Source organism: Nitratireductor soli (assembly GCF_001050155.1).
GTDB lineage: Bacteria > Pseudomonadota > Alphaproteobacteria > Rhizobiales > Rhizobiaceae > Nitratireductor > Nitratireductor soli.
Genome location: NZ_LFVY01000007.1, coordinates 176,906 through 202,510, shown reverse-complemented (window position 1 = coordinate 202,510; position 25,605 = coordinate 176,906). Strand labels below are relative to the sequence as shown.

Here is a 25,605-nt window from a genome sequence, read left to right as displayed (position 1 = left end):
GATGACGAAAACCCTGCCCAAGACATTGCAATGCATTTCCCCCATCGACGGTTCGGTCTATGCCGAGCGCCCCGTGATGGACCCGGACAAGGCCGCCGCACTCCTGGCGCACGCCCGGCCAGCCCAGAAGGCCTGGGCGAAACGCCCGCTCGACGAGCGCATCGCTCTCGTCAACGCCGGTGTCGCCCGCCTCAACGAGATGGCCGACGAAGTGGTGCCGGAGCTTGCCCACATGATGGGCCGCCCGGTGCGCTATGGCGGCGAGTTCGGCGGCATGAACGAGCGTTCCGCCTACATGGCCTCGATTGCCGCCCGCGCGCTCAGCCCCATCGTCATCGAGGATTCGGACATTTTCGACCGGCGCATCGTCCACCAACCGCATGGCGTGGTCGGCGTCATCGCGCCGTGGAACTACCCCTACATGACGGCGATGAACACCATCGTGCCGGCGCTGATCGCCGGCAATGCCGTGGCCGTCAAGCATGCCACGCAGACGCTGCTTGTCGGCGAGCGCATCGTCCGCGCCTTCCATGAGGCGGGCATTCCCGAAGCGCTGTTCATCAACCTGTTCCTCGACCATCCGGGCACCGAAACGCTGATCGGCGACCGCGCCTTCGACTTCATCAATTTCACGGGCTCCGTCGGCGGCGGGCGCGCCATCGAGCGGGCCGCTGCCGGCACCTTCACCGGCCTCGGCCTGGAACTCGGCGGCAAGGACCCGGCCTATGTGATGGAAGACGCCGACATCGACTGGGCCGTCGACGTGCTGATGGATGGCGCGATGTACAATGCCGGCCAGTGCTGCTGCGGCATCGAGCGCATCTATGTGACGGAGCGCCATTTCGACGCTTTCGTCGCAAAATCCACCGATTGGGTGTCGAAGCTCAAGCTCGGCAACCCGCTGTCGAAGGAAACCACCATCGGACCGATGGCCAACAAGCGCTTTGCCGACGAAGTCCGTTCGCAGACGCGCGACGCCATTGCGCAAGGCGCCAGGCCGCTGATCGATCCAAAGCTGTTCCCCGAGGACGACGGCGGCACCTACCTGATGCCGCAAGTGCTCGTCGACGTGAACCACCAGATGCGCGTGATGCGCGAGGAGAGCTTTGGTCCCGTCGTCGGCATCATGCCGGTCAAGGACGACGCCGAGGCGCTGACCCTGATGAACGATTGCGAGTTCGGCCTGACCGCTTCGCTGTGGACGGCCGACGCCGAGCGCGCCGCGCGTCTCGGCGACCAGATCGAGACCGGCACCGTGTTCATGAACCGCGCCGACTATCTCGACCCCAGCCTGTGCTGGACCGGCTGCAAGAACACCGGCCGCGGCGGCGCGCTGTCCGAGATCGGCTATCACAACCTCACCCGTCCGAAATCCTACCATTTCAGGAAAAAGCAAGCATGAGCCTCGTCGCCAACTGGTCCTATCCGACATCCATCCGTTTCGGCGCCGGGCGCATCACGGAACTGGCGGACGCCTGCAAGGCGGCCGGCATCGCCCGGCCGCTGCTCGTCACCGACCGGGGTCTTGCCGGCATGGAGATCACCAGGAACGCGCTCGACCTCCTGGAGGCCGCCGGTCTCGGCCGCGCCATGTTCTCGGATGTCGATCCCAATCCGAACGAAAACAACCTCGAGGCCGGCGTTCGCATGTTCACCGATGGCGGCCATGACGGTGTGGTCGCCTTCGGCGGGGGGTCGGGCCTCGACCTCGGCAAGCTCGTCGCCTTCATGGCCGGCCAGACGCGGCCCGTGTGGGATTTCGAGGACATCGGCGACTGGTGGACCCGCGCCGATGCCGCGAAGATCGCCCCGATCGTCGCCGTTCCGACCACGGCGGGAACGGGCTCGGAAGTGGGCCGCGCCGGCGTTCTGACCAATTCCACGACGCATGTGAAGAAGATCATCTTTCACCCGAAGATTCTGCCTTCGGTGGTGATCTGCGATCCCGAACTGACGGTCGGTATGCCTAAGGGCATCACCGCCGGCACCGGCATGGACGCCTTCGCCCATTGCCTCGAAGCCTATTCCTCGCCTTTCTACCACCCGATGAGCCAGGGCATCGCGCTTGAGGGCATGCGGCTGGTGAAAGCCTATTTGCCGCGCGCCCACGCCGATGGAAGCGACCTCGAGGCCCGCGCCCAGATGATGAGCGCCGCCGCCATGGGCGCCGTCGCCTTCCAGAAGGGGCTCGGCGCGATCCACGCCCTGTCCCACCCGATCGGCGCCGTCTACAACACGCACCACGGCACCACCAACGCGGTCGTCATGCCGCCCGTGCTGCGGCTCAACCGGCAGGTCATCGAAACCCGCATCAACGCCGCCGCCGCCTATCTCGGCATCGCCGGCGGCTTTGACGGCTTCTACGAATTCGTCATGCAATTGCGGGCCGAACTCGGCATCCCCGACAAGCTCGCAGCACTCGGCGTCGGCACCGACCGCATCGACGAAATGGTGGGAATGGCGCTGGAAGACCCCAGCGCCGGCGGCAACCCGGTCAAGATGACGGTTGAGAACACCAGGGCGCTCTTTGAGGCGTGTATCTGAGCACAGGGCAGGCGCCGGCGCCCTTCGCCGTCGCCACGGCATGGATGCCCGGCTCGGGGGCCGGGCATGACGAAGGATTGGATGTCGGTGTTGGTCGCGACGGCCGGCAACTGGTGCTCCCGCCTCTACAACTCGTCACTCTCGGGCCCCGACCCGAGGGTCCATGCCGGAACGAGTGATCCTGACGCGCCAGCACATCCTGCGATCTAAAGCGCCAGCGACACCGTGATCACCCCCGGTTCCGCCACCCCGGCCTTCACTTCGAAGCCGAACTCCCGGCACATGTTCAGCATCTTGGTGTTGTCGGAAAGCACAATGCCTTCGATGGCGCCGATGCCCTCCGCGCGCGCATAGTCGATCAGCTGTTTCAGCAATGCAAAGCCCAGCCCGTGCCCCTGCAGGTCGGTGCGCACCAGCAGTCCATATTCGGCCACCTCCTTGTCCGGGTCGGCGGACAGGCGGCCGATACCACCCATCTCGCCATCCTCGGCGCGCAGGGCGATGAAGGCCATGTCGCGCTCATAGTCGAGTTGGGTGAGCCTCAGCAGCATCTCGTCGGGAAAGTGCTTGCGCGAGGCAAGAAAGCGGAAGCGGATATCCTGCGGCGAGACCTGCGCCAGGAAACCGGGGAACAGCGCCACATCCGCCGGCTTGATCGGCCTGAGATGGTAGCGGTGGCCTTCAAGATCGACGTCCTTCTCCCACCCGCCCGGATAGGGCCTGATCGCCAGGTCGGGGTTAGGCCCCTTGCGACCGATCTCCGCAGGCTCGATCTCGATGCGCGCGTCGAGCGCCACCACGCCGTCGCGGTCGGCGAGCAGCGGGTTGATGTCCATGCCCTTGATGCAGGGGAAGTCGACGATCATCTGCGACATGGCGTTGAGCGCCTCGGCAATCGCGGCGCGGTCGGCCGGCGCGCGGTCGCGATAGCCAGCGAGCAATTTGCCGATGCGCGTTGAATCGATCAGGTCGCCAGCCAGCACATCGTCGAGCGGCGGCAGGGCGATGGCCGTGTCGTCGACCACCTCGACCGAGGTGCCGCCGGCGCCGAACAGCACCACCGGCCCGAAGATCGGATCCTGGCTGACACCGAGGATCAGCTCATGCGCGTGCTTGCGCACCACCATCGGCTGCACGACGAAGCCTTCGAGCGCGTCTTCGGAGCCGGCTTCCTTCAACCGCTTGACGATGCCTTCCGCTGCCGCGACCGCCGCCTGCGGCGTCTTCAGGTCGAGCACCACGCCGCCGATGTCGGACTTGTGGCTGATCGTCTTCGAAAGCAGCTTCACCACCACCCTGTCCGAGGACTTCAGGAGTTCGGCCGCCGCCTCGCCGGCTGCCTTCGGCGTTTCAGTCACACGCGTTGCCGGCACGGGAATGCCGTAGGCGGCGATCGCCGCCTTGGCCTCGGGCTCGGTCAGCATGCGTCGGCCCTCGCGCGCCGCTCCCTTCAGGATCGCCGCCAGCGCCTCGCGGTCGCCGCGCACATCCTCGCTGCCGCTCGACGGCACGCGTGTCAGCGCCTTCTGCGCCCGCGACCACTCGCCGAGGTAGGAAAGCGCTGCCGTGGCGCTCGACGGTGTGGAGAAATTGGCGATGCCCGCTTCCTGCAGGATGCGCCGGCCCTCGCGCGCCGTCTTTTCGCCGAGCCAGCAGGTGATCAGCGGCTTGCCATTGATGCGGCCGCGCTCGGCAAGGGCGGCCACGGCACGCGCCGCCTCGGATGGCGAGGCAAGGCCGGTCGGGCAGTTGAACACCAGGACGGCATCCGTGCCTTCATCATCGGCAACCGCGCGCACCGCCTCGCTGTAGCGGTCCGGCGGCGCATCGCCGATGATGTCGGCCGGGTTGGCATGCGACCAGTTCGGCGGCAGCGCCTTGTCGAGCCGCGCCAGCGTTTCGGCTGAAAACTCCGCCAGTGTCCCCTCGAAATCGATCAGCCGGTCGACGGCCAGAACGCCTGCCCCGCCGCCATTGCTGACGATGCCGACGCGCGAAGCCTGCAATGGCGAGAACCGCGCCAGCACCTCGGCCGCGTCGAACAGTTCGCCCAGATCGAGAACGCGCAAAATGCCCGCGCGCCGCAGCGCGGCCTCCACCACCCGGTCGGCCCCCGACAACGCCCCCGTATGGGTCGCCGCTGCCTGCGCCGCCTGTGCGTGCCGTCCGGACTTGATGGCGATCACCGGCTTCAGGCGCGCCGCCGCACGCGCCGCCGTCATGAATTTTCGCGGGTTGGGAATGGTCTCGAGATACATCAGGATGGCGCGCGTCTTGCCGTCGCCAGCCAGCATTTCCAGATAGTCGCCGACATCGACATCGGCCATGTCGCCGAGCGAGACGATGTGCGAGAAGCCGACGCCCTCCTCCGCCGCCCAGTCGACCAGCGAGGTGGCGATGGCGCCCGATTGCGACAACAGCGCCAGCCCGCCTGCCTTGGCCTGCATATGGGCAAAACTGGCGTTGAACTTCATCGGCGGCACCATCAGCCCGACCGTGTTCGGCCCGATGATGCGGAACAGATGCGGCCTGGCCGCGTCGAGCATGGCCTGGCGCAGCCCGTTCTCACGCGTCAGCCCCGCCGTGATGACCACCGCCGTGCGCGTGCCCTTTTCGCCGAGCTCCGCAATGATGCCCGGCACGGTTTCAGGCGGCGTGACGATCACGGCGATATCCGGCACGCCGGGGATCTGGCTGGCGCGCTTGTAGCAGCGCCGCCCGTCGACCTTCCTGTATTTCGGATTGACCGGCCAGATCTCGCCCTCGAAGCCGCCTTCGATCAGGTTCTGCATGACGATGCGGCCGACCGCCCCGTCACGGACCGATGCACCGATGACGGCAACGGATTGCGGGCGGGCGGCATGTTCGAGATTGCGGATCGTCATTGGCGGAAACTCCGGTTTCGCCGTCCCGCGGCGCTCCGGCGCAGTATAGCCGCATCACGCAAAGGGAATGCAACCCGGCATCCGACCTTTGCTCAGGCGCCGTCATCCCGTCCGAAATCCAGCCTCGGCACGGCGGCGACCAGCGCCCTGCCCATTGCCGATTGCGGATCGGCGATGACGCCCGGCGTCGGTCCGGTCTCGACGATGCGGCCCGCATCCATGATCGCCACGCGATGGGCGATGACGCGCACGACAGCCAGATCGTGCGAAACGAAGACATAGGCGATGCCGTCGCTTTTCTGCACATCGGCGAGCAGTTCGAGGATCGTGCCGCGCACCGACACGTCGAGCGCCGATACCGCCTCGTCGAGGACGATCAGTGCCGGCCGTGTGGCCAGCGCCCGGGCGATGGCGACCCGCTGGCGCTGCCCACCCGAAACCTCATGCACCGCGCGCTGCGCAAAGCCAGCAGGCAGGCCGACGCGCTCGAGCAGTTCGGCGATCCGCCGGGGCCGCTCCGCCCGGTCGGCCCGGTCGGCAATGCCGTGAATGCGCAGCGGATCGTCAAGCGCGCCGCCAATGGTGGCGCGTGGATTGAAGGCGGCGAGCGGTTCCTGGAACACCATCTGGATCGCCCCGCGCCGCTGGCGCAATGCCCTGCCGCGCAGGGCCAGCCAATCCTCGCCGTCGATGCTGATCGCGCCGGCATCGGGCTCGATCAGCCGCATCAGCACACGCGCCAGCGTCGACTTGCCGCTGCCGGACGGACCGACCAGGCCGAGCGTCTCGCCGCGTGCCAGCGTGAACGACACATCGTCCAGCGCCGTCACGTCGCGGCCCCGGCTGTGAAAGACCTTGCGCAATCCCCGCGCGGTGACGAAAGGCTCTCCCATCAGGCGCGCTCATCGATCAGCCGCGGGGCGGAAAAATCGATATGCGTGGCGATCAGGCTGCGCGTGTAGTCCTGCGAAGGCCGCGCCAGAACCTGCCGCGCCGGACCCACTTCGACCAGCGTCGCATCGCGGAACACCGCGATCCGATCGGCCAGCTTTGCGGCGAGCGCAATGTCGTGCGTGATGAAGACCAGGCTCATCCCGTCCTCGCGCACCAGCGTGTCGAGCAGTTCGGTGATTTCCGCCTGGACGATCATGTCCAGCGCGCTGGTCGCCTCGTCGGCGATCAGCAGCCGGGGGCTGGCGGCGATGGCACAGGCAATGGCGATGCGCTGCCGCTGGCCGCCGGAGAACTGGTGCGGATAGGCGGCAAGCGCCGCCTGCGGCTGGGGAATGCGCACCCGTGCGAGCAGGTCGAGCGCACGCTGCCTTGCTGTGGCTCGTCCAAGCCGCAAATGGCGCACCGCGCCCTCGGACACCTGTTCGCCGATGGTGAGCACGGGATTGAGGCTCGAGCCCGGATCCTGGAACACCATGCCGATGTCGCGCCCAGCGACCGGCACATGATCGAGACCCGGCCAGTCGATGGTGCCGGCAAGCGATGCCTCCGGCGGCAGGAGCCCGGCCAGTGCCAGGGCCAGTGTGCTCTTGCCCGAACCGCTTTCGCCGATGATCGCCAGCCGCCCGCCCGTGGCGATATCGAGATCGACATCGCGCAAGGCGAAGGTTTGCGCTCCCTCGCGCCTGTAGGAAACGGAAAGGCCGCGCAGCGTGGCGAGGGTCGTCGTCATTGCCGGCCCCGGCGATGCGCCATCGCCTCGACCAGCCCCTCGCCGAACAGATAGACGCCGAGCACGGTCAAGACGAGACCGAAGCCAGGCACGATCGACAGAAAGGGCGCCGTGCGCAGTACGTTGCGGCCCTCGGCGATCATCGATCCCCAGGTGACGATGTTCGGATCGCCAAGATTGAGGAAGGACAGCGCCGCCTCGATCAGCACGGCGCTGGCGACGATCACCGAAACCAGCGCCAGCACGGGCGGCAGCGCGTTGGGCAGCACCTCCTTGAAGGCGATTTCCGCCGGATGCATGCCGATGGCCCGGGCCGCCGCCACATAGTCGCGCTCGCGGATCGACAGGACCTCGGCCCGCGCCAGCCGCGCCGGGCCGGTCCAGGCGCCGAGCGCCACCGCGAACACGATCACCGGCAGCGAGGGACCGGTGACGCTGACGAAGGCCAGCGCCAGCAGGAAGGCCGGCACCACCTGGAAGGCATCGACGACCCGCATCAGCGCCTCGTCGATGAGACCGCCGGCGAACCCGGCCACGGTTCCCACCACCGTGCCGACCGCCACCGCGACGAGTGCCGCGAAGACACCGACCAGCAGCGAGGCACGCGCGCCATGCATCAGCCCGGCCAGCACGTCGCGGCCCAGCCTGTCGGTGCCGAGCGGCAGCGATGCGTCGGTGAACGGAGCGATCAGCGGTCGCCCGACGATCGACAGCGGATCGCGCGGAAACACGAATGGCGCCAGCAGCGCCATGGCGACGAGGCAGGCGAGCAGAACAAGACCCACCATGCCTTCAGGCGAACGCAGGAAGCGCAGCGCGAACCGCCTCATGACGAAGCCTCCCCGCTGCCGACGCGCGGATCGAGCCAGGCATAGGCGAGATCGACCAACAGATTGACGACGATCACCAGCACCGCGCTGACGACGATGATGCCCATCAGGAGCGGCGCATCGCGCGCCGCCACCGCCTCATGCGCCAAGCGCCCGAAGCCCGGTATGGCGAAAACGCTCTCGATGACGACGCTGCCGCCGAGCATGGTGGCCGCCTGCAGGCCGAGCATGGTGACCAGCGGCAACAGCGCGTTGCGCGCCACATGGCGCAGCACGATGCGCCGCCGCGCCAGGCCCTTGGCCCGCGCGGCAAGCACGAAATCCTGCCGCCACACCTCTGCCATGCCCGCCCGCATCATGCGCAGGAACAAGGCGAGATAGATGAAACCCAGCGCCGAGACCGGCAACACCAGATGCCGGGCAATGTCGAGCGCCCGGGCGAAGCCGGTCTTGCCCGAAGCGATGGTCTCGATGCCGGCGGTGGGGAACCAGCGCAGCTGCACGGCGAACACCAGGCTCAGCACCAGACCGAGCCAGAAGCTGGGAACGGCGTAGAGCGCCAGGGAACCGATGGACAGTGCCCGGTCGGCAGCACTCCCCGGCCGCGCGCCGGCAACGATCCCGAACAGCGTCCCGAAGGTGAAGGCCATGGCGATGGCGCTGCCCATCAGCCACAGCGTGTTGGGCAGGCGCTCGAGGATCAGGTCGAGGATCGGCCGGTTGAAGGCGACCGAGAAACCGAGATCGAGCCGGGCAAGCGAACCGGCATACAGCCACAGCCGGGCAAGCGCCGACTGGTCCAGCCCGTAGCGCTCGCGCAGCGATTGTGCCAGGCCGGCATCCCCGCCGAGCGTGACGAGATAGGCGTCAACCGCATCGCCCGAGGCCATCTCCAGGAGGAAGAATGTCCCGATGACGACGATCAGCAGCACGGGAATGCTGCTGAGGATGCGCCGCCGCGCCAGAAGCCAGGCGCGGTTCATACCGCCCGCCCTCTTGTCATGCCGGCACTCCGCCGATCAGGGCGTCAGCCCCGTATCCGCCCAGTTCGACACGGCCCAGCGCGGATTGTTGCCGACATTGACGACGCGGGTGCTTGCCACGGTGGTGAAACCCCATTCGGCGACGTTGATCAGCGGCAGATCCTCGGCGACGATGCGCTGGAAATCATTGTACAGCGCGGTGCGAGCCTCCGTATCGACGGTTTCCGCCGCCTCGGCGATGATCGCATCGAGCTCGGCATTGGCGTAGCCGCCCTGGTTCGAGAACGGCACGCCGTCGGCGATCCCCGACTGCACGAGGATCGTCGTCGAGATGGCCGGGTCGCCCCGGAAGACCGGCGAGCCGACCGCGATGTCGAAATCATGATCGGTGTAGACGGCCTTCAGATGCGCCGGCGTGTCGTTGGCGACGATCTGCACGTCGATGCCGATCTCGGCCAGCGCCTGGCGCAGATAGTCGCCGAACTGGCGTGTCTCGCTGAAGAACGGCGCCGGCAGCAGGCGCAGCGCAAACCGCGTTCCGTCGGCCCCGCGCGGATGGCCCGCCTCGTCGAGCAGCGCATTGGCCTTGTCGATGTCGAACGCATATTCGGGCGTTTCGGGATTGTAGAATTCCGGCGCATTTTGCGGCACCGGGCCGGTCGCTGCCTCGGCAAAGCCGAGGAACACCGTATCGACGACGAAATTCTTGTCGATCGCATGGGCGATCGCCTGCCGCACCTTGAGGTCGGCGAGGATCTCGTTGCGGTGGTTGATCTCGACGACGAGCTGGTAGGTCAGCGCCTCATAGCCCTCGGTCACCACCTTCAGCCCCGGCACCTTGGAGATGCGCTCGAGGTCGACCAGCGGCACCTGCGAGAAGGCGGCGAGCTGGATTTCACCGGCTTCCAGCGCCGATGCCGCCGCCGCGCGGTCGGGCAGGATGCGGAAGATGATCTCGTCCAGCTTCGGCTGCCCCTCACCCCAATAGGCGTCGTTGCGCGTCAGGCGATAATATTCGCCGGGCTTGTACTCGGCGAACTTGAACGGGCCGGTGCCCACCAGGGCGCTGTTGGCCGGATTATTGGCAATCTCCGTCCCCTCGTAGAGGTGCTTCGGCAGCACGCTCGTCACCACCGGCAGCGCGTTGCGGATCAACTGGATCGGCGTCGGCGCGGAGAAGCGGAACACCGCCGTGTGGTCGTCGGGCGTCTCCACCGCGTCGAGATTGGCGAACACGATGCGGCCGAGATTCTGCAGCGGCTTCCAGACCTCCATCGCCGAGAAGGCCACATCGGCGGAGGTGAACGGCTTGCCGTCATGCCAGGTGACACCCTCGCGCAGCTTGAACGTGATCGACAGGCCGTCTTCGGAACCCTCCCAGCTCGTCGCCAGGCGCGGCGCCAGCGCGCCCTCGCCGTCAAGTGCGGCTTCGGCAAGCGGCTCGATCACCTTCGAGGCGATGAAGAAGACGCCATTGGACGCGACGATGGCCGGGTTGAGATTGCGCGGCTCCGAATCCGCCGCGACGATCAGCCGGCCGCCCCGCGGCGCATCCTCGGCATGGGCGAGGCTCGGCAGGGCCGACAGGAGCGCGCCCTGAAGGACAAGGGCGGACGCCGCCCCCTGCAGCAACGAACGGCGCGAAATCAGAAAGCTGGACATGGAATCCCCCGGTTGCTGGATCGTCGTTTCGATGCCGGATTTGAACGCCTACCGACGCACTTTGACAATAGGCCAGCCGCCTGTCTGCCGACAGCACCGGAGTGTAATTTTGCTTGAGCCAGGCGTCGGAAGGAAAATACCTCCGCGGCAGGCCTTACGACGTCAGCATGCGGATCGCCGTCAACGCCAGGAACAGGGCGAACACCCGCTTCAGGTTCTTTGCGTCGAGCGCATGCGCCAGATGCGCGCCGAGCGGCGCGAACAGATAGCTGACCGGCGCGATGATCGCCGCCGCCGGCAGACTGACATAGCCCAGGCTGCCGGGCGGCAGCCCCTCGACGTCGAGGCCGGCATAGATGAAGCCCGCCACGCCGGGAATGGCGATCAGAAGCCCCATCGCCGACGCCGTACCGACGGCCCGATGGGCCGGAAAGGAGAAGGCCGACAGGGTCGGCACCGACAGCGTGCCGCCGCCAATGCCCATCAGCGAGGAGATCACGCCGATTACCCAGGCGATCGCCCGGTTGATCCATTTGCTGACCGGCAGCGCCTCGGAGAGGACGAGCGTTTTCGGCAGCGCCATGTTGATGGCCACAAGAATGCCGACCACGCCGAAGATCAGCCGCAAATGCTCGCCGGAAACCACCTTCGCCAGGCCGCCGCCGACCAGCGCGCCGATGAACACGGCCGGTCCCCACAGGCGCAGCAGGTCGCGGTCGACCGTGCCGCGCTTGGCATGTGATCGCATCGAGGAAATGGACGTCGGAATGATGGTGGCGAGCGAGGTCGCCACGGCCAGATGGCTGGCATGCTCGGGAGCGATGTTGAATGTGTGCAGCACCCAGAACAGCACCGGCACGATGACGATGCCGCCGCCGACACCCAGGAGACCGGCGAGGACGCCGCCGATCATGCCCGTCACCGCCATGCCGGCCACCAGTATGGCGATTGTCATCCCGTCGAATGTGGATGGATCCAGAGGCATTTCCAACTCTCTTTCTTCGTCAATCTGCATTGCCGGCACGCCTAATCGCGCACGCACCCGGCATGGGTGGTCAAAACCGGGCGCAGCGTCAATCGGCTGGCGGCGTGTCGATCACCGCCATGGCGGCATCGATGCCCCTGCCCGTCTCGACACGGTGGCCAAGGGCGTTCAGCGCACCGGCGAACGCCGTCAGTCCGGCAATGGCGTAGATCGGCTGCGCCGTCGGTCCCATATGGCCGATGCGGGTGAGCTTGCCTTGCGTCGCGCCGCGACCGCCCGACAGGACCACGCCGTAACGCTCGCGCGCCGCCTGGCGCAGCTTCGCCTCGTCGATGCCGTCGGGCGTGCGGATGGTGGTCGTGGTGGGCGAGGCGATGGCCTCGCAGGCCGCCCATAGCGACAGGCCCAGCGCCTTCACGCCGGCGCGGGTCGCCCGCGCCGTCAGCGCATGGCGCGCCCAGACGGTCTCCGGCCCCTCGTCCAGATAAAGATCGAGCGCCACGTCCATGCCGTTCAATTCGGCGATCGACGGCGTGAAGGGAAACGGCTTGTCGCGCGACCAGGCGTTTTCCCAATCGACGATGCTGAGCACGGAAGCGCGCGGCGCATCCTTGTTGGCCTTCATCTTGTCCCAGGCGCGCTGGCTGACGCCGAGCATGGTCAGGCCGGGCGGCGAACCGAGGCACTTGCTCGGCCCCGTGACATAGAGGTCGGCGCGGCAATCCTCTGGATGCGTGTCCATGCCGCCAAAGGAGGAAACCGCGTCGACGATCATATAGGCGCCATGCGCGGCGACCAGCGCGCCGATCTGGTTGATCGGATTGATTGTGCCCGAGGGCGTCTCGTGATGGCACACGCAAACCACGCTGATTTCCGGATGCGCCTTCAGCATCTCGTCGACGGCCTGCGGATCGATCGCCTGATTGTAGGGCACCTCGATCTCCAGGACATTCGGCGTGTGCCGTCTGGCCCAGGAAGCGAACCCCTTGCCATAAACGCCCGAGGCCAGGTTGAGCACGGTGTCGGTACGGGCGATCAGCGATGCGGCTGCCGCCTCCAGCCCCAGCACCGGCTCGCCCTGCATCAGCACTGGCTTGTTCGACAGGCGCATGGCGGTCTGCGCCTTTCCGACCAGCCTTTCGTAGAACGCCTGGAAAGCGGGATCGTGATCGTAGAGCAAGCTTCGCCCCAGCCCGCGCAGCACCTCGCCATAGGCATTGACCGGACCCGTTGTCAGCGTGATCACCGGCGGCCGGTCGTTCGAATAGCGCATCGCAATCTCCCTTTCGCCGGGCCTCGCTGATCGGCAGGCGCCTGGCGTCAGCCTCATACCGGGTTCGGGGCCGGTCGGTCCAGATGAAGATGATGATTCTCTTTGGGCCTCAGAGATAGGGCGGCGAGCAGGCCGACACGACCACGGTGCGCCTGTCCGAAAGATTACGGAAGCGATGTGGAATTCGGCTGTCGAACAGATAGGATTCGCCCGCCTTGAGGATCTTGAACTGGTCGCCGACGGTCAGCGCCAATTCGCCCTCGACCACATAGCCGCCCTCGCTCGAAGCGTGCTGCAGCATCGTCTCGCCCGTGTCGGCGCCCGGTTCGTAGACCTCGTGCAGGATTTGCAGATTGTGCAGCCTGGCGTCACCGATCTGCCGCAGGACGAGCAGGCCGCCTCCCGGCGCGCCGGCATTGATCGCCACCCGCGACGTGAGATCGACCAGCGCATCGGCAGCGAAGAACGGTCCGGGATTGTCGCCCCGCTCGGGCTCGAAGAAATCGGCCATGCCGACGCCCATCCCGCCAAGCACCTTGCGCAGCGTCGCGATGGAGGGGCTGATCTTGTTCTTCTCGATGTTCGAAATCTGCGCATGCGGAACGCCGGCCTGTTCGGCCAATTGGCGCTGGGTCAGCTTGCCCGCGGTGCGCATCGCCTTCAGGCGGGTGCCGATGTCGAAATCGTTCATGCGTGCTTCAATCCGTCCGCGCCAAGCCTCGAATCTTCGCATGGTTCAGCGCAAGTGGCTAGCTGATGCGCTCCATTTGCTCAAGAAAATATACCGGGAGTCTCTAGTTCCTGGGAAGAACCCTGTATTCTAGGGAGTTCACCCGCACATACGCTCAATATATTGAGCGGCCGATTGTCCTTCCATACGATCAATGCTACCCCTGAAAAAACACCGACCTGCGATTAAACTCCACCAAGCGCTGCAGCCCGGAACCTTTGCGAGGATAACCGATGAACGACAAGCCCAATTCCATCGAAGCCCGCGACATTGCCTACCATCTGCACCCCTACACCAATGCGAAAAAGCATCTGGAGGCCGGTCCGCTGGTGATCGACCGGGGCGAAGGCATCTACGTGTTCGACAACAATGGCAAACGCTACATCGAGGCGATGGCCGGCCTGTGGAGCGTCGGCGTCGGGTTCAACGAAAAGCGGCTGGTCAAGGCGGCGACGGAGCAGATGGAGCGGCTGCCCTACTACCACACCTTCACCCACAAATCGCACGGGCCGGTGATCGAGCTTGCCGAAAAGCTCGTCGGCATGGCGCCGGTACCGATGAGCAAGGCGTTCTTCACCAATTCCGGCTCGGAAGCCATCGACACGGCGCTGAAGCTGATCTGGTATCGCTCCAACGCGCTTGGCCAGCCGGAGCGCAAGAAGATCATCGTCCGCAACCGCGCCTACCACGGCGTGACGATCGCCGCGGCCTGCCTGACGAGCCTGCCGGGCAACCACCGCTCGTTCGACCTGATCGTGCCCAACGTGCTGCGCATGACCTGCCCGCACCATTGGCGCGAGGCGCTGCCCGGCGAAAGCGAAGAGGATTTCGCCACGCGCCTGGCCAAGGAGCTGGAAGACACCATCCTTGCCGAAGGCCCCGAGACCATCGCCGCCTTTTTCGGCGAGCCGGTCCAGGGCGCCGGCGGCGTGGTCGTGCCGCCCGCCACCTATTGGCAGAAGGTGCAGGCGGTGCTGAAGAAATACGACATCCTGCTGGTCGCCGACGAGGTGATCTGCGGTTTCGGCCGCACCGGCACCATGTTCGGCTCGACCACCTACGGCATCGAGCCCGACATCATGGTCCTGTCGAAGCAATTGTCCTCGTCCTACCTGCCCGCCTCCGCCCTGTTGATCAACGACAAGGTGTTCGGGCCGATCATGGAGGAGAGCGACAAGATCGGCACGCTCGGCCATGGCTACACCGCCAGTGGCCATCCGGTCGCCGCCGCCGTCGCCCTGGAAAACCTGAAGATCATCGAGGAGCGCGATCTGGTCGGCAACGCTGCCGCCATGGGCCAGCGCCTGCGCGACGGGCTCAACGCCCTGTCGGACCACCCGCTGGTCGGCGAGGTGCGCGGCGTCGGCCTGATCGCCGCCGTCGAACTGGTCACCGACAAATCCGCTAGGACGGCGCTGGAAACGCCCGGCGCGCTGGGTGGGTTGGTCAACGCGCATCTGCAGGAGGCCGGCCTCATCAGCCGCGCCATGACCGATGCGGTGGCCTTCTGCCCGCCGCTGATCATCCAGGCCGGCGAGGTCGACGCCCTGCTGGCTCTCTTCAGGACCGGGCTGGACAACGCGCTGGCCGCCTTGCCGAAGGGCGCCGTCTCAGCCTGACGGGGCACCCACACGCGGGCCGACATGCCTCATGGACACCGCCGGCGCGCATCGCGCCGGCGTCTTTGCGTTACGCCGGCATGCGGCCGATCACAGTGGAATTGAAGAAACCACGCAGAAAACCTGCACCAAAAGACATCCGACAGCACAATTCATAAACAACTTTGAGTCACACATCCCCAAAGGCCACACCTGAGGGGGCCAGTCGCAAACCATTATTGGTGCTGTTGCTGTGAGTGAGATTCGCCCATTGGCGCCGGAGGATGTGCCAGCCATCGCCTCCATGTTCCAGCGCATTCTGCGCAAGGACAGGCATGCGCCGTCGCCGGCGTTGACCGCCTACCTCACCCGGCTCTTCCTCGATCCGCCGAACCGCGATCCCCACATCGCCTCCCTGGTTCATCTGCGCGCCGACGGCAGCGTCTCGGGCTTCATGGGCGTATTGCCCATGCCGATGGTGTTCGAAGGGCGGCGGCTGCAAGCCGCCATCGGCGGCAGTTTCATGGTCGAGGGCTACGAGGACGATCCCTATGCGGGCGCGCGTCTTCTGCGCGCCTTTCAGAACGGCCCGCAAGACCTCTCCTTGACGGAGACGGCCAATGACGTCTCGACCGCCATGTGGCGCAAGCTGCGCGGCGTGATCCTGCCCGACTACAGCCTGGAATGGCTGCGCGTCATCAGGCCCGCCGCCTTCACCGTCGAAATGGCCGCCAAGGCCGTTGGCGCAGCCAGGCTGGTCTCGCCGCTGGCCCGCCCGGTCGATGCGCTCATCCGCCGGGCAGCACCCCACGCCGGCTGGGCCCACCTTCCGGCGACGGCCCTGCGGGGCAAGGTCCTGCCAAGCGCGGACGCCGACGACGAGACGTCAGCCACCCTCTTCCAGCGCTTCGTCCAGTCACACCGCCTGCGCCCGGATTGGCCCGAGGCGGAGCTGCAGCGGATGATCGCCGAATCCGGCCGCAAGGCCAATTACGGCGGCATGGTCCGCCGCCAGGTGTCTTCGCGCAGCGGGACACCGGTCGGCATGTTCCTCTACTATGGCGACCGGGCCCGCATCGGCCGGGTGATCCAGATTCTCGCCTTGCCCGGCCAGGAAGGCGCGGTGATCGACAGCATGCTGGCCGACGCCTGCGAGCGCGGTCTTGTGGCGCTGCGCGGCCGCACCCAGCCGGCTTTGCTCGACGCCATGCTCGGCCGTCGCTTCGCCTTCGTCCATGCCGCGTCGAGCATCGTCCACGCCAGGGACCAGAGCCTGATCGAGCCGTTTCGCACCGGACAAGCCTTCTTCAACGGCTTCGCCGGAGAATCCTGGTCGCGCCTGCTTGGAGACCGTTTTGATTAGATTTTGCAGTCAGGTGGAATCACCTGGCGTCCGCATAAATGCGGAAAAACAAAGAGATAGACCGGTTCAGCGTTTCTATGAAACGCTGAACCGGTTTAGCCGCGCGGGGAGACAGGGCTGATGTGCGGCATCGCCGGTTATGTCGGCGCAGGCCTGCCGCCTGAGGCCGCAGCACCGCATCTGCGCGCCATGGCCGATGCCGTCGCCCATCGCGGGCCCGACGATGCCGGCATCTATGTCGGCAACGGCGTCGGCCTGGCGCATCGCCGCCTCGCCGTGGTCGGCCTCAGCGACGGCCAGCAGCCCATGGCGAATGCCGGCGGTACGCTGCACATCACCTATAATGGCGAGATCTTCAACCACATCGAGCTGCGCCGCGACCTCGAAAGCCGCGGCTGCCGGTTCCGCACGGGCAGCGACACGGAGGTCATCCTCCATCTCTACGAGCGGATGGGAACCGACTGCGTCTCGCTGCTCAACGGCGATTTTGCCTTCGCCATCTGGGATGAACCCCGCCGGCGCCTTATGCTTGCCCGCGACCGCATGGGGGTGCGGCCGCTCTATCACACCTGGCATGAGGGGCGCTTCCATTTCGCCTCCGAGGTGAAGGCGCTGCTGACCGTCCCCGGCGTCGCGGCGCGCATCGACCCCCTGGCGCTCGATCAGATCTTTACGCTTTGGGCGCCGATCCCGCCGCGCACCATCTTCGCCGGTATAGCGGAATTGCCGCCGGCGCATGTGATGACCGTCGAGGACGGAACCGTGCGGCAGCACGCCTATTGGGCACTCGACTTTTCCGACAGCGCCGCTGCACGCAGCGAAGACGAACACGCCGAGGAAGCACGCGCCCTGCTCGAGGACGCCACGCGCATCCGGCTGCGCGCCGATGTCGAAGTGGGCGCCTATCTCTCCGGCGGTCTCGATTCGTCCATCGTCTCGGCCATGGCCGCACGCATGGCGCCGGCGGGCCTCAGGACCTTTGCCATCGGTTTCTCCGACAGCGCCTTCGACGAGGGCGATTTCCAGAAGATCATGGTCGATGCGCTCGGCACGCAGCATCATCAGATCACCAGCGGCCCGCACGACATTGCCGCCGTCTTCGCCGACGTGGTGCGGCACGCCGAGCAGCCCATCCTGCGCACCGGGCCGGCACCGCTCTACCGCCTGTCGCAGCTGGTCAGGAGCGAAGGCATCAAGGCGGTGCTGTCGGGCGAAGGCGCCGACGAGGTTTTCGCCGGCTACGACATCTTCAAGGAAGCGCGCATCCGTCGCTTTTGCGCCCGCCAGCCCGGCTCGCGTTTCAGGCCGCATCTGTTCCGCCGAATCTATCCCTATCTGTCGGCGCTGCAGCGGCAGACGCCGCAATATCTCGGCGCCTTCTTCGGCGTCGGCGCCGATCAGCCGGACGACCCGCTGTTTTCCCATCGCCCGCGCTTTCGCGCCACGGCCGGCGCCAAGCTGTTCTTCTCCGAACCCTTGCGCGAAAGGCTCGCCGGCTATGACGCCGCCGACGAGATGGCCTCGCTCCTGCCCGGCGCTTTTGCGCGCTGGCACCCCCTGCACCAGGCGCAATATCTGGAAACCCGTTTCCTGCTGCCCGGCTACATCCTGTCGAGCCAGGGCGACCGCATGGCGATGGCGCACGGCATCGAAACACGCTTCCCCTTCCTCGACCATCGCCTGGTCGAACTGGCGGCCCGCATCCCGGCGGACATGAAGCTCAAGGGGCTGCGTGAGAAGCACCTGCTGCGCCAGGCCACCGCCGACCTCCTGCCGGCGCGCATCGGCACGCGGCCGAAGCAGCCCTACCGCGCGCCCGAAAGCAGCGCCTTTACCGGCGCGGCGGCGAGCAGGCTGACCGCCGTGCTCTCGGACGTCGCCCTGGCCGAAACCGGGCTGTTCAATCCACAAACCACCGGCAGGCTCGTGCAGAAGAGCCGCAAGGGCGCCCTTACCGGCTTCCGCGACAACGCCGCTTTCGTCGGCATCCTTTCAACGCAGCTCTGGCATCGTCAATTCGCTGCTTCCAAACAGGGTCAAACCGCCGCGCTGGCGGGGTAACATCGAGACCACGGGGGAAATTTCAGAATGTCCGCTTCCGTCAAATCAGAGATCCGCGCCTTCATCGTCGAAAACTTCCTGTTCGGCGACGAGAGCCAGGTGCCGGCAGACGAAACCTCGCTGATCGAAACCGATCTGGTGGATTCGACCGGCATTCTGGAAATGGTGCTGTTCCTCGAGGAACGCTTCGCCATCTCCGTCGCCGATGCCGAGATCGTGCCGGACAATTTCGATTCCGTCGCCAGGCTCATGACCTTCGTCAACGGCAAACGGGCCGCCGCCGGGCTTGCGCTGGCAGAGGGCTGAAACGGCCATGCGCGTCGAGACCTTGTTGCGGGCGCAGGCGGCAGGCGACCCGCTGGCGATCGCCCTCGTCGCAAACGAGACGCGGCTGGATTACGGCGCGCTCGACGCACTTTCGGATCGTCTTGCGGCAAGCCTGACGGCACATGGCGTCGTCCATGGCGACCGTGTCGTCCTGTTCATGGACAATTGCTGGGAAATGGCCGTTGCGCTGTTCGCGGTGCTCAAGGCAGGCGCCGTGGCCTGTCCGGCCAATCCCGGCGTGAAGGCGGATGGCCTTGCCCATGTGCTGGGCGATTGCCGCCCGCGCGCCATCGTTCTCGACGCCCGGCATCTGCCTCTGTGCCAAGAGGCGGAGCGCGCCGGCACCTCCGCCCCCGTGCGCATCGTGGCCAGGGCCGGTGAGAATCCGCCGTCGCAAGCCATCACATTCGAAAAATGCCTCGAGGCGAACGCACCGGCCGCCGGCGCAAGAGGCGATGACGACGACCTCGCCTTCATCATCTACACATCGGGTTCGATGGGCCGCGCCAGGGGCGTGATGATGACGCATCGCAATGTCGACGCGGCATCGCGCCTCATCGGCGATTATCTGGACAACACGCCGAGCGACGTGATCCTCAGCGTCCTGCCCCTTTCGTTCACCTACGGGCTCTACCAGCTTCTCGTTTCAGTCCGCTTCGGCGCAAGGCTGGTTCTCGAGAAGAGCTTCGCCTTTCCCCATGCGGTTCTCGAGAAAGCACGGGAGGAAGGCGTGACGGGCTTCCCGCTGGTGCCGACCATCGCCGCGATGATCGTCTCGATGAAGGAAAGCCCGGCCGGCTTTCTGCCGAAGCTGCGTTACATCACCAACGCCGCCGCCCCCTTGCCGCCGGCCCATCTGGCGACGCTCAGGACGATGTTTCCCAAGGCCGAACTCTATTCCATGTACGGGTTGACCGAATGCGCCCGCGCCACGTTCCTGCCGCCCGACGAGATCGACCGGCGGCCGGGATCCGTCGGCAAGGCGCTGCCGGAAACGGAGGCCTTCGTCATCAACGACGATGGCTGGCCCGCCGCCAGCGACACGACGGGCGAACTGGTCGTTCGCGGGCCGCATGTGATGCGCGGATACTGGAACGATCCTGCGGCCACCGATGCGGTCCTGCGCGCCCTTCCCGATGGCAGGGGCAAGGCGCTTCACACGGGCGACCTGTTCCGCACCGACGCCGAAGGCTATCTGCATTTCGTCGGGCGCAGGGACGACATCATCAAGGTCCGCGGCGAGAAGGTCGCGCCCGGACAGGTGGAGAGCGTCCTTCAATCCTGTCCAGGGGTGCGCGAGGCAATTGTCTTCGGCGAACCCGAGCCGATCCTCGGCCACATCGTGCATGCCCTCGTCGTGCGCTCCGACGCCGACCTGACCGAGCGTGCCGTGATGCAATTCTGCGCCCGTCGCCTGCCCGATGCGATGGTGCCGAAGAAAGTGACCTTCCGGCCTGAACTGCCAAGAACGGCGAGCGGCAAGATCAGCCGCCGCCTTGCCGCAATGGAGGCGATGCCCACCCAATGACGACCAACGAGACTTCATTCTCCGCCGCCGCGCTGGAGATCGACCCGGCCGCCGAAACCGAGCGCATCGCCGGCGCGCTACGCGAACAATTGCGCACGGTCATACGCAAGCGCGGCCTGGTGCTTGGCCTTTCAGGCGGCATCGATTCGAGTGTCTGCGCGGCGCTCGCCGCTCGCGCGCTCGGTCCTGAGCGTGTCTTCTGCCTGTTCATGCCCGAGCACGATTCCGACCCCGAGAGCCTGCGTCTTGGCCGGCTGGTTGCCGAAACATACGGCCTGGAAAGCACCGTCGAGGACATCGGCCCCACGCTTGCCGCCATGGGCTGCTATGAGCGGCGCGACGCGTTTATCCGCCAGGTCGTTCCCGATTACGGCGAGGGCTGGAGTTCGAAGATCGTCATCGCCGGCGCGCTCGAGACTGGCGGCTACAACATCTCATCGCTGGTGGTGCGCCGTCCGGACGGCGAGATCGAGAAACACCGCCTGCCGCCTGCCGTCTATCTGGGCATCGTCGCCGCCACCAACATGAAGCAGCGCACCCGCAAGCAGTTCGAATACTATCATGCCGACCGCCTCAACCACGCGGTGCTCGGCACCCCCAACCGGCTGGAGCACGACCAGGGCTTCTTCGTCAAGAATGGCGACGGCGCGGCCGATGTGAAGCCGATCGCCCATCTCTACAAGTCGCAGGTCTATCAGCTCGCCGAATATCTCGGCGTGCCCGACGAAATCCGCCGGCGGACGCCGACGACGGACACCTATTCTCTGGCCCAGACCCAGGAGGAGTTCTACTTCGCCCTGCCCTATCGCGAAATGGATCTGTGCCTGTACGGGCTCGACAAGGGCATTGCCCCGGCCGAAGTGGCCAAGGCTGCCGGTTTGAGCGAGGAACAGGTTCGACTGGTCTGGCGCGACATCGCCGCCAAGCGCAAGGTCGCCCACTACCTGCATCTGCAGCCGCAGGTGATTGCCTGAATGCGAACGGCCGGGCAAGCCACGCCCGGCGCAAATAGCTGCGCTCAGTGGACCGTCTGGATGCGGAAATCGTTCGGATCGCGGCGCTCGGCGGCCCGATCCCCGGCTTCCGGGCCGGCAAGGCCGGCGGCCACCACCGACACGCGGAACGTGCCCTCGAGGCTGTTGTCGAAGATCGCCCCGACGATGATCTCGGCATCGTCGCCGACTTCCTCGCGAATGCGGGTCGCGGCTTCGTCCACCTCGAACAGCGTCATGTCGCGGCCGCCCGAGATCGACACGAGCACGCCCCTGGCGCCCGTCATATTGGCTTCGTCGAGCAGCGGATTGGCGATCGCCGCCTCGGCGGCCTTCATCGCCCGTGCGTCGCCCGAGGCCTCGCCGGTGCCCATCATGGCGCGGCCCATATCGCGCATCACCGAGCGCACATCGGCGAAATCGAGGTTGATCAGGCCTTCCTTGACGATCAGGTCGGTGATGCAGCCGACGCCCGAGTAAAGCACCTTGTCGGCCAGCGCGAAGGCGTCGGCGAAGGTCGTCTTGGCATCGGCGATGCGGAACAGATTCTGGTTCGGGATGACGATCACCGTATCGGCGCTGTCGCGCAGGAGCTCGATGCCGCGCTCGGCGATGGCCATGCGGCGATTGCCCTCGAAGGTGAACGGCTTGGTGACCACGGCCACCGTCAGGATGCCGGCATTGCGCGCCGCCGCCGCAATCACGGGAGCAGCGCCGGTTCCCGTGCCGCCGCCCATGCCGGCGGTGACGAAGCACATATGCGTGCCCGACAGATGGTCCATGATCTCGGCGATGGTTTCCTCGGCCGCCGCCTGGCCGATTTCCGGTAATGATCCGGCGCCCAGCCCTTCGGTCGAATTGGCACCGAGCTGGATCAGCCGCTCGGCCTTCGACATGGTCAGCGCCTGGGCATCGGTGTTGGCGACGATGAAATCGACGCCCTCCAGATTCTGCGCGATCATGTTGTTGACGGCGTTGCCGCCGCCGCCGCCGACACCGATGATGGTGATTTTCGGCCGCATCTCCGAAATCTCGGGCTTCTTGTTGTCCGTCATTGGGCGAGGTCCTTCTTGGGGAGCCGGGGCACAAGCGATTTCGAATCGATTGGCAGGCTCGTCCACCCGAAGGAATCAGAGAGCGCCGCCATGATCAAGGGCACGCACCCCTTATAGGAACGCAACGATACGCCGCCGCCACAAAACTTGATGACGATTTGTAACGCGCGGCAATTTTGGCAAGCGGATCAGCCGTGCGGCATTGTCCTGCGCATGGAGTCGCGCTCTGAAAAACCGGCAAACCAGTTGGCCAGCGCTTCCCTGCCGGTGCGCCAATCCTTGTCCGGGAAGCGGAAATCGAGATAGCCGAGCGCGCACCCCGCGGCGATGGCGCCGGTGTTGACCGGGCCTGAAAGCAGCGCCATCCAGTTTTCGCCGAGCGCGTCGAGGCCGCTGTCGATCTTCTCCATCTGGCCGTTGAACCAGGCGTCCCAGAGCAGTTCCTTCGGCCGCACCGCCGTTTCGTAGCGCGCCAGAACGGCCGCATCGAGGATCGAATCCGCCAGCGCCTCCAGCGTCAGCACGGCAAAACGCGCGTCACCACCCTCCGGCATCAGCCGAGGCGTTTCGGCCTGCGCGTCGACATAGGCGCAGATGACGCGGCTGTCGAACAATACGCGACCGTCGCCAAGCAGCAGGGTCGGCACTTTGCCGGAAGGGTTGCTGGCAACGATGGTCTTGTCGCGGCGAACCGGGTTCGCCGCACAATCGAGCAATTCGATCCGCTCGGCCACGCCCTTTTCATGGGCACTGACCATGACTTTGCGCACATAGGGTGAAGCAGGCGAAAAGAACAATTTCATGGAGAACTCCACTGGTCCGAACGGGTCGGTGCTAACCGGTGCCCTGCCTTCCATATAGCATTTGCAGTCAGGCGGAGCATCGTTCCCATGGAACAACGAACCGGCCTGAAGACTGAGGAAGAAACGGCAACCGCACAGCAACCGTCCTACAGGAGGAACCACTCACAAACCAGCGTCACTTTGTGCGATAGACCCGCGGCCAAACCTGACTGAGGCCTCAAGCGCTCTTGCGGCCCGCCAGCAGCGACGATCCCGGGAAGCGCAGCAGCATGCCGAACAGATCACGCGGCTCGTCGGGATCGGCGAGCAGATCGAGATCGACGTAATGGCCGGTGCCGGCAAGCTTGTCGCGCACATAGCGCAGGGCGGAAAAATCCTCCGTCGCGAAGCCGACCGAATCGAACAGCGTGATCTGGCTCGCCTCGCGTCGGCCAACGGCCTGCCCGGTGATGACGCGCCATAATTCCTCGACCGGATGATCGGCGTCTAGTTGCTGGATTTCGCCCTCGATGCGCGTCTGTGGCGGATACTCGACGAAAATATCCGAGCGGGTCAGGATGTCGCGATGCAGCTCCGTCTTGCCTGGGCAGTCGCCGCCCACCGCGTTGATGTGGATGCCGGCACCGACCATGTTGTCGGTCAGGATCGTTGCATACTGTTTGTCGGCGGTGGCCGTGGTGACGATCTGAGCGCCCTCCATGGCATCCTGGGCGCTTGTACAGACCGTCAGGTCGAAGCCGAGGCCGGTCAGGTTGCGCAGGCATTTTTCGCTCGCCGCAGGGTCGATGTCGTAGAGCCGCAGCCGGTCGACGCCGATGAGCGCCTTGAACGCCATCGCCTGGAACTCGGACTGTGCGCCATTGCCGATCAACGCCATGGTGCGCGCGCCCTTCGGCGCCAGATACTTGCCGGCCAGCGCCGAAGTCGCCGCGGTGCGCAACGCCGTCAGTATGGTCATCTCGGTGATCAGCAGCGGATAGCCATTGCCGACATCCGCGTAGACGCCGAAGGCGGTGACCGTCTGCCGCCCCTCGCGCGTGTTCTTCGGATGGCCGTTAACGTATTTGAAGCCGTAATGCTTGCCGTCGCTGGTCGGCATCAGCTCGATCACGCCCTCGCGGCTGTGCGAGGCGACGCGCGGCGTCTTGTCGAACGCCTCCCAGCGGCGAAAATCCTCTTCGATATAGGCGGTCAACTCCGTCAGGAACCGCTCGACGCCGATCTCCAACACCAGCTCCATCATGTGGTGCACGCTTACGAAGGGAACGAGGTTGAGCTGGCCGTGAGAAAGATGGTCGGTCATGGCGGTCAATGGCTCCTTGTCGGACGGTCCATGATGCGGCGGCCCATCAGGCTCGCCGTCAGGTCGACGAGCAGCGTCGCCGTGCGCCCGCGCTCGTCGAGGAAGGGATTGAGCTCGACCAGGTCGAGGCTGCTGACAAGGCCGCTGTCATGCAGCATTTCCATTGCCAGATGCGCCTCGCGAAACGTGGCCCCGCCCGGCACCGTCGTGCCGACGGCCGGCGCAATCGATGGGTCGAGGAAATCGACGTCGAGGCTGACATGCAGAAGACCGTTCTCCGCCGAAACGCGATCGAGGAATGCCCGCAGAAGCGGCGCCAACCCATGCTCGTCGACGGCACGCATGTCGTGCACCGTAACACCGGCCGCGTTCAGCGCCGCGCGCTCGGCAGGATCGACGCTGCGCAGACCGAGCGTGCAGATGCGCGCCGGATCGACCGGGGCTCGCAGGGCGGGGAAATAGCCCTCGAACCCGGTCTGGCCGCTGGCATAGGCGAGCGGCACGCCGTGCAGATTGCCGCTCGCCGTGGTGTCCAGCGTGTGGAAATCGGGATGCGCGTCGAGCCACAGGACGAACAGCGGCCGGCCGATCTCGGCGGCGCGCCGGGCGACACCGGAAACCGTGCCGGCCGAAATGCTGTGATCGCCGCCGAGAAAGATCGGCATGCCCTCGCCGCTCGCCGCATAGGCGGCCTCGGCGATGGCCGCCGTCCAGGCGACGATCTGCGGCAGTGCCTTCAGCGCCGTGTTGCCGTGGACGAGAGTTTGCCCGAACGCAGGCGTGACGGTGCCGAGATCGCTCACCGTATGGCCAAGATCGCCGAGCGCGGCGATGAGCCCGGCGGTGCGCAGGGCGCTCGGCCCCATCTCGCATCCCATCCGGCCCGCCCCGTCCTGCACGGGGGCGCCCAATATCTTGCAATGCATCGCTGTCTCCCACGCCTGAAACCACAGGCATTTGACCGCGTTTCACTGGCGGATTGAACGATCCAATTTGCCA

At 66.1% G+C, this 25,605-nt stretch carries 21 protein-coding genes; 8 read left to right on the top strand and 13 right to left on the bottom strand.

Annotated elements, in window-relative coordinates; genetic code table 11:
• The first annotated feature begins 1 nt into the window (after position 1).
• Positions 2–1,402: an aldehyde dehydrogenase family protein gene (locus tag AB843_RS10805; RefSeq protein WP_048646847.1), complete on the top strand. Its 1,401-nt coding sequence runs from the start codon at positions 2–4 to the stop codon at positions 1,400–1,402.
• The gene (locus AB843_RS10800) at positions 1,399–2,544 is read left to right on the top strand and encodes an iron-containing alcohol dehydrogenase (RefSeq protein WP_048646846.1); all 1,146 of its coding nucleotides are present in this window, start codon (positions 1,399–1,401) and stop codon (positions 2,542–2,544) included. The genes AB843_RS10805 and AB843_RS10800 overlap by 4 nt, the downstream gene beginning before the upstream one ends.
• A gap of 206 nt (positions 2,545–2,750) precedes the next feature.
• Here the strand turns inward: AB843_RS10800 and AB843_RS10795 are convergent, their stop codons facing one another.
• The 9 genes from AB843_RS10795 to AB843_RS10755 all read right to left on the bottom strand — a co-directional run bounded on the left by AB843_RS10795 (position 2,751) and on the right by AB843_RS10755 (position 13,537).
• Positions 2,751–5,429 (bottom strand): bifunctional acetate--CoA ligase family protein/GNAT family N-acetyltransferase, encoded by a 2,679-nt coding sequence (locus tag AB843_RS10795; protein WP_048646845.1) that lies wholly within the window; start codon positions 5,427–5,429, stop codon positions 2,751–2,753.
• Between the two features lie 92 nt (positions 5,430–5,521).
• Positions 5,522–6,322: an ATP-binding cassette domain-containing protein gene (locus AB843_RS10790; RefSeq protein WP_048646844.1), complete on the bottom strand. Its 801-nt coding sequence runs from the start codon at positions 6,320–6,322 to the stop codon at positions 5,522–5,524.
• Complete coding sequence (locus AB843_RS10785) at positions 6,322–7,113, bottom strand: ATP-binding cassette domain-containing protein (protein ID WP_048646843.1); 792 nt, start codon at positions 7,111–7,113, stop codon at positions 6,322–6,324. The genes AB843_RS10790 and AB843_RS10785 overlap by 1 nt, the downstream gene beginning before the upstream one ends.
• Positions 7,110–7,943 carry an ABC transporter permease gene (locus tag AB843_RS10780; RefSeq protein ID WP_048646842.1) on the bottom strand — a complete coding sequence of 278 codons (834 nt, stop codon included), beginning with the start codon at positions 7,941–7,943 and terminating at the stop codon, positions 7,110–7,112. The genes AB843_RS10785 and AB843_RS10780 overlap by 4 nt, the downstream gene beginning before the upstream one ends.
• On the bottom strand, positions 7,940–8,926 hold the full coding sequence (locus AB843_RS10775) for an ABC transporter permease (protein ID WP_048646841.1): 987 nt from the start codon (positions 8,924–8,926) through the stop codon (positions 7,940–7,942). The genes AB843_RS10780 and AB843_RS10775 overlap by 4 nt, the downstream gene beginning before the upstream one ends.
• Positions 8,927–8,962: 36 nt before the next feature.
• Positions 8,963–10,588, bottom strand: a complete 1,626-nt coding sequence (locus AB843_RS10770; RefSeq protein ID WP_048646840.1) for an ABC transporter substrate-binding protein — start codon at positions 10,586–10,588, stop codon at positions 8,963–8,965.
• A gap of 154 nt (positions 10,589–10,742) precedes the next feature.
• Positions 10,743–11,573, bottom strand: a complete 831-nt coding sequence (locus AB843_RS10765) for a sulfite exporter TauE/SafE family protein (protein ID WP_082143786.1) — start codon at positions 11,571–11,573, stop codon at positions 10,743–10,745.
• An 88-nt stretch (positions 11,574–11,661) separates the two neighbouring features.
• On the bottom strand, positions 11,662–12,846 hold the full coding sequence (ppaT, locus tag AB843_RS10760; protein WP_048646839.1) for a pyridoxamine--pyruvate transaminase: 1,185 nt from the start codon (positions 12,844–12,846) through the stop codon (positions 11,662–11,664).
• Positions 12,847–12,955: 109 nt separating this feature from the next.
• The gene (locus AB843_RS10755; RefSeq protein ID WP_048646838.1) at positions 12,956–13,537 is read right to left on the bottom strand and encodes a cupin domain-containing protein; all 582 of its coding nucleotides are present in this window, start codon (positions 13,535–13,537) and stop codon (positions 12,956–12,958) included.
• 272 nt (positions 13,538–13,809) lie between these two features.
• Between AB843_RS10755 and AB843_RS10750 the strand changes: the two genes are divergently transcribed.
• The 6 genes from AB843_RS10750 to nadE all read left to right on the top strand — a co-directional run bounded on the left by AB843_RS10750 (position 13,810) and on the right by nadE (position 21,427).
• Positions 13,810–15,195 (top strand): aspartate aminotransferase family protein, encoded by a 1,386-nt coding sequence (locus AB843_RS10750; RefSeq protein ID WP_048646837.1) that lies wholly within the window; start codon positions 13,810–13,812, stop codon positions 15,193–15,195.
• 232 nt (positions 15,196–15,427) lie between these two features.
• Entirely contained in the window at positions 15,428–16,537 is a 1,110-nt protein-coding gene (locus tag AB843_RS10745) for a hypothetical protein (protein WP_048646836.1), read from the top strand.
• A 120-nt stretch (positions 16,538–16,657) separates the two neighbouring features.
• On the top strand, positions 16,658–18,598 hold the full coding sequence (gene asnB / locus AB843_RS10740; RefSeq protein WP_048646835.1) for an asparagine synthase (glutamine-hydrolyzing): 1,941 nt from the start codon (positions 16,658–16,660) through the stop codon (positions 18,596–18,598).
• A 27-nt stretch (positions 18,599–18,625) separates the two neighbouring features.
• Entirely contained in the window at positions 18,626–18,904 is a 279-nt protein-coding gene (locus tag AB843_RS10735; protein WP_048646834.1) for an acyl carrier protein, read from the top strand.
• Positions 18,905–18,911: 7 nt separating this feature from the next.
• Positions 18,912–20,453, top strand: a complete 1,542-nt coding sequence (locus tag AB843_RS10730) for a class I adenylate-forming enzyme family protein (RefSeq protein WP_048646833.1) — start codon at positions 18,912–18,914, stop codon at positions 20,451–20,453.
• On the top strand, positions 20,450–21,427 hold the full coding sequence (gene nadE / locus AB843_RS10725; RefSeq protein ID WP_048646832.1) for an NAD(+) synthase: 978 nt from the start codon (positions 20,450–20,452) through the stop codon (positions 21,425–21,427). Before AB843_RS10730 ends, nadE begins: the two co-directional genes overlap by 4 nt.
• A gap of 44 nt (positions 21,428–21,471) precedes the next feature.
• Here nadE and ftsZ read toward each other — a convergent pair whose 3' ends face one another.
• From ftsZ to rocF, 4 genes are all read right to left on the bottom strand, one after another.
• A complete protein-coding gene (gene ftsZ / locus AB843_RS10720; RefSeq protein ID WP_048646831.1) occupies positions 21,472–22,500 on the bottom strand; it encodes a cell division protein FtsZ in 1,029 nt (342 codons plus the stop codon).
• Between the two features lie 188 nt (positions 22,501–22,688).
• Complete coding sequence (locus AB843_RS10715) at positions 22,689–23,303, bottom strand: glutathione S-transferase (protein WP_048646830.1); 615 nt, start codon at positions 23,301–23,303, stop codon at positions 22,689–22,691.
• A 217-nt stretch (positions 23,304–23,520) separates the two neighbouring features.
• Positions 23,521–24,606: an ornithine cyclodeaminase gene (locus AB843_RS10710; protein ID WP_048646829.1), complete on the bottom strand. Its 1,086-nt coding sequence runs from the start codon at positions 24,604–24,606 to the stop codon at positions 23,521–23,523.
• Positions 24,607–24,611: 5 nt separating this feature from the next.
• The gene (gene rocF, locus AB843_RS10705; RefSeq protein ID WP_048646828.1) at positions 24,612–25,532 is read right to left on the bottom strand and encodes an arginase; all 921 of its coding nucleotides are present in this window, start codon (positions 25,530–25,532) and stop codon (positions 24,612–24,614) included.
• Between the last annotated feature and the right edge of the window lie 73 nt (positions 25,533–25,605).